The organism is Okeania sp. SIO1H4, from assembly GCF_010672695.1.
In the GTDB taxonomy this organism is placed as follows: Bacteria; Cyanobacteriota; Cyanobacteriia; order Cyanobacteriales; family Microcoleaceae; genus Okeania; species Okeania hirsuta.
In genome coordinates this window covers 79,539-90,150 of the sequence record NZ_JAAHGB010000020.1, presented here as the reverse complement: position 1 = coordinate 90,150, position 10,612 = coordinate 79,539, and the positions used below count along the sequence as shown (strand labels likewise).

Here is a 10,612-nt window from a genome sequence, read left to right as displayed (position 1 = left end):
ATGGAAAGATTTCAACACACAGCTAATTTATTAACTGTGGTACAAACCTGTCGTCGCCAGGGGCGTTCTGTGATTGAATTCTTTGAACAGTCTCTAGTGGACAGCGTTGTAGGCGATCCCTCATCAAATCTTTCTCTTATTCCTATTTTGCATACCTGAATCCTTACTACCTGACTCCTCAGTAATTAAGATTAATATCATACCCTAATTTACCAACGCCAATTTTTTTTGCCTTAATTGGAACAATCATTCTAAATAATAGGAGAAAATCCCATGGAATTAACCAAAAACTTACAACAACTCCAAGCTGAAATACAAGCCCAACTACCAGAAGATGCAAAGGAAAAAATGAATAAAGCGGTAGTTGATTTAGCTAACTCCGATATTGTTGACAATAGCTTAAAAGTAGGGGAAAAAGTTCCTAACTTTAGCTTGCCAAATGCAGTAGGTAAAATAGTAGAATTAAATTCATTACTTGTAGAAAGTCCTGTAGTAATTTCCTTTTATCGTGGCGGATGGTGTCCTTATTGCAATATGGAATTAAGAGGTTTACAAAAGTATTTGCCACAAATCACAGAATTAGGAGCAAAATTAATCGCAATTTCTCCAGAAACGCCAGACAACTCTCTTTCCACAACAGAGAAAAACGAATTAACTTTTGAAGTCTTAAGCGATAGGGGAAATCAAGTTGCTAAAGAATTTGGTTTAGTATTTCAACTTCCCGAAGAATTACGCCCAATATATCAAAGTTTTGGCATTGACTTACCAGCTTACAACGGTGATGAAAGTTTTGAATTACCAATTCCTGCCACTTATGTAGTTGCCTCAGATGGTACAATTATTCATGCTTTTGTTAACCCAGATTATACACAACGTCTCGACCCAGAAGAGATTATTAATGTGCTAAATAATTAGGAGTCAGGAGTCAGGAGTCAGGAGTCAGGAGTCAGGAAAGAAGAAGGAAGAAGGAAGAAGGAAGAAGGAAGAGGGGATAAATATTGAAAAAAAGGGAAAAACGATAGATATAAATATCTAATACCAATTTGATAAATGTTTGCTACAAATAGCTAGGGTATTTCGTAAGAATTTCCTACGGAATGCTCCGCAAACAGAATTGCCGACGGAATGCTCCGCAAACAGGAGTCAGAATTAGAGGTACAGTTTTAAGATTAATCTTTTTTTCCCTACTCCCCCGCTACCTCACTCCCCCGCTCCCCCGCTCCCCTACTCCCCTAATCCCTACTCCCTAAAGTCTCAAAATTAGCCATCAATAAATACGAACAGGGAACAAGGTAGAGAGCAACGAGCGTTGCACCACCAACACCACCGGCGATCGCTATCGCCAAAGGAGGCCAAAAGTCACCACCTTGTACTAACAAAGGAACAAACCCGATCATTGTGGTTAAAGTTGTCGCAACCACATGACGAGTGGAACACATAACAACTTGACGCATAGCTCGACGGTTGCCTGTAGATGCTTTGGGATCTTCCAGGATAGCAGCTAAAACTACTACTGAATCATTAATGGCAACTCCCACTAAACCAAATGTTCCGATCAGACTCATAAAACCAAAGGGATAACCAAATAACCATAAACTGAAAAATCCTAAACCAATGGCACAAATGGCGACTCCCCCAATAATGGCAGTTGCTCGGAAGGAATTTAAGGATAAAACTAAAATTGAAGTTGCTAACAACAACACTAAAGGTACTGTAGCAAACAAATTTGCTTCAGTTTCGCCTTGTTTTTCTGACTCTCCACCGTAACCAGGCATTAAAACAATTGGTAAAAATGCTATAGCTGTAGTTAAAGTTGATGCAGTTAATGGCAGGAATAAATGATTAACTGCATTATTTATAGCAGTTTCAGCGCTCAATCCAGAAACCATATTTTTAGTAATTCTATCAACAACAATAATTGCTGTATCAATCAATAATCCTAAAGCTACAATTAATCCAACTATTGAGATTTGATTTACAGAAACATTCAGAAGCTTCATTATCCCTAAAACCATACAACTTGATAAGGGTAATGCTAAACTCACAACAGTTGCAGATTTCCAACCCATTAAAAATAATGTAATTCCAAATATCAGTATCCCACTCATTAACAGATTTAACATCAGACTTTTGAAACGAGCTTGAATATAATTATTTTGATTAAAAATTATCTCAAGTTTTAGACCTTGACCAAGCTCTTGCCGGAATTTTTCTATGGCTGCTTCTGCCGATTTTGCCCAAAGGTCTATTTGATAATTTGATTCTACAAATATAGCTAAAGTAGAAGCCGGAAGACCATTAATTAATGCTAGTTCATTTGCTGGTTCAGCAATTGTTTTTCTGACTTCAGCAATGTCGCCAAGTAGAGTGAATTGCCCTTGTTTACTAAAGCTAATTGGAATATTTATAATCCGCTCTAGGGAATCTAAATCTGCATCAACTTCTAGAAGTAAATCATTATTTTTGCTACGAAATTGACCGGAAGAAACTTTAGCATCACTTTGTTTAATTTGGGCTAATAATTGTTGGGGTGTGAGACCAATACTAGCTAACTGAGCTGCATCAATCTCTACTAATATTTCTTCTTGAGGATTACCAATTGTGGCGATTTTTTCTGTTCCTGGTAATGCTAATAATTTATCTTTTAATAATTCAGATAAACGACTAAGAAGTGCATAATTTGGCTTTGTATCTTGTTCCCAAGTTAAAGCAGCAATCATGGCATAAGCTTTAATTTTAAGTTCTTCTAATTGTGGTTTACTTGCACCAATAGGTAGTTGAGTTGTAACTTGATTTAATCGGTCTCTAATTCTTAACCAAACTGTATCGGCGTTTGTTTTTTTAACTGAATCTAATAATTCAATACTAATAGTTGAAGTTCCTACCTTAGAAGTTGAAATTGTCATTCTAATTTCTTCAATTTCAGATAGTTCTGTTTCTATTTTTTCTGTGATTAATGTTTCTATTTGTTCTGCATCTGCTCCCGGCCAAAAAGTTGTAATGACTGCAACGCGGGAAGTTAATTGTGGGTCTTCAAGTCGTGGCAATGTTAAAAAAGATGATACTCCCCAGACCACAATAATTAGTATGGTTAGTATTAATAATCGCAAGTTCCGATAAAATAAGGTAGCCATTTCAGTTATAAGTTATCAGTGATCGGTTTTTCTGCTCTCAACAAAATCTATGGAGCATCTTGCACCCGCTATTTCCCAAAAATTCCCAATGTCCCCACATTTTCTACACTTCCCACAGTACTCCTTATTATAGCAAATCTAAAAATTATTGCTACATATCCTTGAAAGTACGGAGTAGTGAGTATGGTTCAAAGACATAAGATATCTTGTTTTAGTGCCGAGAATCGTTGCAAAAATCACTGAACCATTATTATTACTTAATAATACCAAATCCGCCTAATTGCACATAGATCCAATAACGTCATAATCAGGATTTTAAACTATTAGACAATAATAAAAAATAAAATCAATTGTTCTACATAAATTATCAATTATTTATCCTTAACCCCTGCTTCCTACTCTCTACTCTCTCTTTTCTAGGTCTATTGATTGTGAGGTTATTTAACCGGATTTTATATAACTAGACATCTCCAAAAATTAAAAATAAAATCAATTCTTATCCAGAAATTATTAATTATTCTTCTCTGTTCCCTGTTCCCTCTTTTCTGGAGATGTCTACTGAAGTTTTTATGAAGTATAGCATTATTTTGGGGAATTGGTATTACTTCTACCAAAATTCGCCAGAAGTAAATACGAACAGGGAACAAGATAAAGAGCTACCAACGTTGAACCGCCAACACCACCAGCGATCGCTATAGCTAGAGGAGGCCAAAAACTACCGCCTCCTAACAATAAGGGCACAAACCCAATCATTGTAGTTAAGGTTGTAGCAATTACATGACGAGTGGAACGTAGGACTACTTTTCGGGTAGCTCGACGGTTGCCTTGAGATGCTTCTGGGTCTTCCAGGATGGCAGCCATAACTACAACTGAGTCGTTAATGGCAATTCCCACTAAACCAAATGTGCCGATCAGACTCATAAACCCAAAGGGATAGCCAAATAACCATAAACTAAAAAATCCTAATCCTACAGCACAAATAGCAACTAAACCAATTATGGAAGCTGCTCGGAATGAATTTAAGGATAACACCAAAATTGAGGCTGACAATACTAATATAACTGGGAGAGTTGAGAAAAGATTTCCTTGAGCATTGCCTTGTTGTTCTGCCTCTCCAGCAATTTCAGACCAGTACCCAGATGGTATTTCAAAATCTGCATCATTTAACTTTTGCTGCCATTTTGTGAAAATTTCTGAAGGTAAAACCCCAGCAGCGAGAAAACCTTGAATTGAGTTTACTCTTCTACCGTTACGCCTTTTAATGACTGAAAATTGTGGTTCTAATTCTACTTCTGCTAAAGCTGATAGAGGTATTGTGTCAGTTGCATTCAGGCGATTTTGATTGAGACTGGAACCAGTCGGTTGTAAATCTAGGGATTTAATTTGGCTAAAGTCTCCTCTTTGAGAATTTGAGACTCGCACCCGCACTGGTAATTCTTCAACACCTTCGAGGATAGAACCTCCTAAATTTCCCTCTAGTAAAGTATCTAACTGTTCCGAAACAGTAGCGCGATCTAGTCCTGCTAAACGAATCTCTTCTTCATCCACTAACAGTTTTAGTTGAGGTCGAACATCGTTTAAGGTGCTGCGGGTATGAGTTACTTTCGGAGTTTGAGCTAATAGCGCTCTTGCTTGTTCTCCTATTTGTTGTAGACGGTTTAAGTTGGGACCATAAATTCGTAGTTCCACTGGTGCATCAAAAGGAGGTCCCTGTTCCAATAGTCGCACTAAAATTTGAGCTTTAGGAAATGCGCTATCAACTTCTGCTTGAATTCTGTTAACTAATTCTGGTTTAGCGATCGTATTTAGCTGCAAAAATCCTTGAGCATAATTGAGATACCGTTCTTTACCTGCTTTTAAGTTGTAGTAATACCTGGGCGAACTACGGGCTAAAAACCACTGTAATTCATCAATTTCTGGGTGCTGTAAAATTAGCTCTCGGACTTTTAGAGCAGTATTTCTTGTTTTTTCAATTGAGGTGATAGCTGGCAATTCTAATTCAATTTGTACTTGGTCTCTATCTACTTGAGGAAAGAATTGTTGGGGCAGAGTTCCCAGCTGAACTATACCAGTTATTGGTAATATTAAACCTAATAATATTCCTAACAAAGGAGAACTATATATGCTGCGTAAACTTAGTTGATAAATTTGAGTTAAATAAGAATTTGAAAATCCTGTTTTCCACCATAGCTGTTTAGTTTTTTGCCAGGAATTACGGTCTGGATTGTGGTATAATTTTGCTGTTATTGCTGAACTGATTGTAATTGATATTAATAGTGAATAAAGAACAGCTAAAATCACACTAATACCAATACTACCAACAAATTCTCCAGAAGGACCAGGCATAATTGCAATTGGTAAAAACGCCAGAGCTGTAGTTAAAGTTGATGCCATTAAAGGCATAAATAAATGATGAATTGCTTTAGTAATTGCTACTTCTGATTTTAGACCTGAAGCTATACCTTGACTAACTTCATCAACCACAATAATTGCTGTATCAATTAATAGCCCTAAAGCTACAATTATTCCAGTTATTGACATTTGATGTAGAGGTATATCTAACAATCCCATCGAACCTAACACCATACAAGTTGATAGAGGTAGGGCTAAACCAACAACAATTGCAGATTTCCAACCCATTAAAAAGACTGTAATTGCAAATACTAGAAAGCCACTAATAAACAAATTTAAAATCAGACTATCTAGACGATTTTCAATATAATTACTTTGATTAAAAATCATCTCTAGTTTCAGACCTTTGCCTAGTTGTTCGCGGAATTTATCAATTTCTGTTTCTGCTGTTTTTGCCCAAAGGTCTATTTGATAATCTGATTCGACAAATACCCCTAATGCAGCAGCAGGACGACCATTAATTAATGTTAATTCTCTGGGCGGTTTAATAATAGTTTTCCTCACCTCAGCAATGTCGCCAAGGAGAGCAAATTGTCCTTGTTCGCTAAAATTAATTGGAATACTCCGAATCCTTTCTAAAGAATCTAAATCTGATTCTATTTCTAATAGTAAATCATTATTTTGACTGCGCATTATACCTGCTGAAACCTTAGCATCGCTCTGTTGAATTTGCGTTGATAATTGTTGAGGTGTTAACCCAATACTAGCTAACTGAACCTGGTCAATTTCTACGATAATTTCTTCATTTTGCTTGCCAAAAATATCAACCTTTTCTGTACCCGATAATCCCAAAAATTCATCTTTCAACAGTTCAGATAAACGGTTAATAATTGCATAATTCGGTTCGCTATCTTGTTCCCAAATTAAAGCTGCAATCAAAGCATAAGCCTTAACTTCTACCTCCTCTAGTCGTGGTGGACTCGCACCCACAGGTAATTCAGGAGCAGCTCTATTTAATCGCTCTCTAATTCTTAACCAAACCGCATCAGCATCTGCCTCTTCAACGGAGTCTAACAGTTCAATATCGATAATCGAACTACCCGCTCTAGAGTCTGATTCGTAGGTTTTAATTTCCTCAATTTCAGATAATTCTTCCTCTATTTTTTCCGTAACTAACGCCTCTACTCGTTCAGCATCAGCTCCAGGTAAAAAAGTTGTGACAAACGCTTGACGAGAAACTAATTCAGGGTCTTCAAGTCGTGGCAATGTGAAAAAAGCTGAAATTCCCCAGGTGAGAATTACCAATATTGCCAGGATTAATAATCTAAAGTTTCGATAAAATAAAGTAGTCATTTTCAGTTATCAGTTATAAATAGGGAGGAGTCAGGAGACAGGAGACAGGAGACAGGAGACAGGAGACAGGAGACAGGAGACAGGAGACAGGAGACAGGAGACAGGAGACAGGAGACAGGAGACAGGAGACAGGAGACAGGAGAAAGAAGTATTTTCATCACTTAGGGAGGAGTCAGGAGACAGGAGACAGGAGACAGGAGACAGAAGTATTTTCATCACTAATTATCTGGAGATGATATTACAGCTAGGGAGGAGTGGCGTACCTCTCGCCTGATGGAATTTGCTGTATCAGTTCTAAACTATCTTGAATCATATTCCCCCTGCAACGTAAATGCTCCCCAATAATAAGGACTTATCTCAGTCTCTAACATCTGCAATTGAGCTGCCCGCAATGCCTCCACAGGTGATAATCTCTGGTCTAACATTCCTTGATAAAACTGCGACATTAAATCTGCTGTTCTAGAATCATCAACAACCCACAACGAACCTACTACCCGTTTTGCCCCTGCATACATGAATATCTTTGTCAAACCTACCAAACCTTCTCCTTTAATATCCTTCCCTAAAGCTGTTTGACACGCACTCAATACTACTAATTCTGCTGGTAAGTTAAGATTAAAAATATCATTCAGTCGGAGGAAACCGTTTTGCCAGTTGCCGTTTTTATCCACTAACGACATGACAACCCCTGACAATTCTGGTTGCTTACCGTTAGCAAAACCGTGAGTGGCAAAATGTACAATCTGATATTGGGCTAATTCCTGACTGGTTGCTATTTCTCTGTTGGCCTGAAAATCAAAAGCTTGAGTGCGTTCCGACTCTGGTATTAAAGCCATAATTGCTTCTGCTTCAGTGCGAGTACCTGGAAGTCTATCCCATCTAATACCAACATCTCTAGCAGCCCTATCTAATTGTTGTGCCTCTAGGGGGAAAGCTCGACTCCGAGATTCTGCTGTAGATATTGTGGTAGTTTTACCTGTAAACCTAGCATCATCAGGGCTAAATACTGGGTCGGCAATAATAGCCACTTTCTTCGGGGCAAGTTTCCGAGATTTTGTACTATTGCGGATATTTGCAATAGTAGTAACTGAAGGGAGATTTACTATTTCGTGGTTAACTATTAAAGGTTGATAACCATCACTTTCTTGATCGGTATTTGGTATTGATAAGACGGAAAAAGGAATTTCTTGTAAGAAGCGATCGGCAACTATTAATAAACGTTTTTTGTTTAATTTATCGGTAACTGGTTTGATCAGAATTTCTGTCAGCTCATCGGCAGCACTATCAACTTTTGCTATGTCGTTGCGTTCTCGTGGGTTTGTTATTGTCACCATCAACTCTATAGCAGCATTTTTGATTTTTGCTTGGGGAGGAAGTTGATAACTGTGGATGCTATCTTTGGTGACTGCCCATAAATAGCTGCTTTCTTCACCCAGGGAATATTGTAGAAGTAAGGTGTTGTCATCTAATACTTGTTGTTGAACTTCCTTGAGAGTGAGGGGTTGAGGTTCAGTTAGAGCTGCATAATTTGGGCTGGTGGTACGAATTTTGATGCGTAACTGGTTGTATTCATCTATGAGTTGGTCTCTTGTTTGTTCGATGTTGGCTTTTTGTTCGCAGGTGTATTCTCCACTAAGGAGTTTGATGCGTTGGGTTTCGATGGCATTGAGTTGTTGTTGCAGCTCTGTTTCTGCCATTGCTAGTTTGGGATCTATTCCTTGGCGGATATTGACACTAGCTTCGTTGAGGAGTTCGAGGAAAGCACGGGCGCGACTGCGTTCACTGGCGTAAAAGGCTTTAGCATCGTGACCTTGGTTTGGATTTTGTTTGTGGAGTTCCATGAGTAAGTCGATGTAGAATTCATATCTATCCTGGACGGTGGCGAAGTAGGAGGCGCGGAGTTCAACACTAGCAATTTTGGTACGGAGGTCTTCAATTATTTCTAGAGATTTTTCTATGAAAGTTAGACTTTCAGTGAGTTTGCCTTGGTCTCGTTTGAGCCAAGCGATATTAAAAAGAGTGCCTGCTTCCCCATCCCGATCGCCTACTTGCCGTCTTATAGGTAATGCTTGATTTAAGTAATTAAGTGCTGTTTGTTTTTCTCCTAAGCTATTGTAGGCAAGGCCAAGATTATTGAGAGTCCTTGCTTCCCCACGGAGATCGCCTACTTGCTGATATATAGGTAATGCTTGATTTAAGTAATTAAAAGCTGTTTGTTTTTCTCCTAAGCTATTGTAGACAAGGCCAATATTATTGAGAGTGCTTGCTTCCCCACGGAGATCGCCTACTTGCTGATATATAGGTAATGCTTGATTTAAGTAATTAAAAGCTTTTTGTTTTTCTCCTAAGCTATTGTAGACACTGCCAATATTATTGAGAGTGCTTGCTTCTCCACGGCGATCGCCTACTTGCTGATATATAGGTAATGCTTGATTTAAGTAATTAAGTGCTGTTTGTTTGTCTCCTAAGCTATTGTAGACACTGCCAATACTTATGAGAGTGGTTGCTTTCCCACGGTGATCACCTACTTGCTGATATATAGGCAATGCTTGATTTAAGTAATTAAAAGCTTTTTGTTTTTCTCCTAAGCTATCGTAGACACTGCCAATACTTGTAAGAGTGGTTGCTTCCCCACGGAGATCGTCTACTTGTCGTTTTATAGGTAATGCTTGATTTAAGTAATTAAGAGCTGTTTGTTTTTCTCCTAAGCTATTGTAGACAAGGCCAATATTATTGAGAGTGCTTGCTTCCCCACGGAGATCGCCTACTTGCTGATATATAGGTAATGCTTGATTTAAGTAATTAAGAGCTGTTTGTTGTTCTCCTAAGCTATTGTAGACACTGCCAATATTATTGAGAGTGATTGCTTCCCCACGGCGATCGCCTACTTGCTGATATATAGGTAATGCTTGATTTAAGTAATTGAGTGCTGTTTGTTTTTCTCCTAAGCTATCGTAGACATAACCGATCCAAACGAGTGTAACTGCTTCCCTCCTCAAGTTACCTATTTTCCTAAATAGTAATAGCGCTTCTTCCCATTTAGCGATGGCTTGCTTCCGAGATTCTGCTGTACCTTGCTTATACAGTTTCATTACTTCATCAAAGACTTTTTCTGCTTCAGCATCAGGGTTGGTTTGAGCAGCAACTTCTCCCTTATTCACAATACTTGGCAACATTAGGAGAGGGAAACTCACACTAAATAATATCAGACTATTAATAGTGAGAATAGACAACCATCGTACCGGAGAAACCATAGATATTATCCCTTTCTAAGCAATTAGAAAACTTCATATTAATATACTTCCTGTTTCAAGAAAGATATGCAGTATCCAGTAGGTTGGGTTAAGCGTCGGAGCGCAACCCAACAATTCTAACTCTTTGTGTTGGTGCATTGTAATGGTCGTGAATTGTCCAGCAATATTTGTGACCACAACAGTGGGAGCAAGATACTCCCATGCTAGGTATTCTTTTTTGCTGTATACCATTATGCGAACAGGACTATCTTTTTGTGGGGTTTCCGGATGTCAACCCAACCTACAAAGTAGCTAAATATTTTGATAGTATCCAGTAGGTTGGGTTAAGCGTCGGAGCGCAACCCAACAATTCTAACTCTTTGTGTTGGTGCATTGTAATGGTCGTGAATTGTCCAGCAATATTTGTGACCACAACAGTGGGAGCAAGATACTCCCATGCTAGGTATTCTTTTTTGCTGTATACCATTATGCGAACAGGACTATCTTTTTGTGGGGTTTCCGGATGTCAACCCAACCTAC

Annotated in this window: 5 protein-coding genes; 1 reads left to right on the top strand and 4 read right to left on the bottom strand. The window is 38.3% G+C overall.

Going from position 1 to position 10,612, the window contains the following annotated elements; translation table 11 throughout:
- Positions 1–273 precede the first annotated feature (273 nt).
- The gene (locus F6K06_RS16075) at positions 274–915 is read left to right on the top strand and encodes a peroxiredoxin-like family protein (protein WP_124144704.1); all 642 of its coding nucleotides are present in this window, start codon (positions 274–276) and stop codon (positions 913–915) included.
- A 317-nt stretch (positions 916–1,232) separates the two neighbouring features.
- Here the strand turns inward: F6K06_RS16075 and F6K06_RS16070 are convergent, their stop codons facing one another.
- From F6K06_RS16070 to F6K06_RS16055, 4 genes are all read right to left on the bottom strand, one after another.
- The gene (locus F6K06_RS16070; RefSeq protein WP_287239639.1) at positions 1,233–3,134 is read right to left on the bottom strand and encodes an efflux RND transporter permease subunit; all 1,902 of its coding nucleotides are present in this window, start codon (positions 3,132–3,134) and stop codon (positions 1,233–1,235) included.
- A gap of 582 nt (positions 3,135–3,716) precedes the next feature.
- A complete protein-coding gene (locus F6K06_RS16065; RefSeq protein WP_287239637.1) occupies positions 3,717–6,839 on the bottom strand; it encodes an efflux RND transporter permease subunit in 3,123 nt (1,040 codons plus the stop codon).
- A gap of 299 nt (positions 6,840–7,138) precedes the next feature.
- Positions 7,139–10,093, bottom strand: a complete 2,955-nt coding sequence (locus F6K06_RS16060) for a CHAT domain-containing tetratricopeptide repeat protein (protein ID WP_287239634.1) — start codon at positions 10,091–10,093, stop codon at positions 7,139–7,141.
- 280 nt (positions 10,094–10,373) lie between these two features.
- Positions 10,374–10,559, bottom strand: a complete 186-nt coding sequence (locus F6K06_RS16055) for a hypothetical protein (protein WP_287286742.1) — start codon at positions 10,557–10,559, stop codon at positions 10,374–10,376.
- Positions 10,560–10,612 lie beyond the last annotated feature (53 nt).

Coding starts and splice junctions, on each gene's coding strand:
- F6K06_RS16075 (WP_124144704.1), top strand. CDS start 274: ATGGAATTAACCAAAAACTTACAACAACTCCAAGCTGAAATACAAGCC.
- F6K06_RS16070 (WP_287239639.1), bottom strand. CDS start 3,134: ATGGCTACCTTATTTTATCGGAACTTGCGATTATTAATACTAACCATA.
- F6K06_RS16065 (WP_287239637.1), bottom strand. CDS start 6,839: ATGACTACTTTATTTTATCGAAACTTTAGATTATTAATCCTGGCAATA.
- F6K06_RS16060 (WP_287239634.1), bottom strand. CDS start 10,093: ATGGTTTCTCCGGTACGATGGTTGTCTATTCTCACTATTAATAGTCTG.
- F6K06_RS16055 (WP_287286742.1), bottom strand. CDS start 10,559: ATGGTATACAGCAAAAAAGAATACCTAGCATGGGAGTATCTTGCTCCC.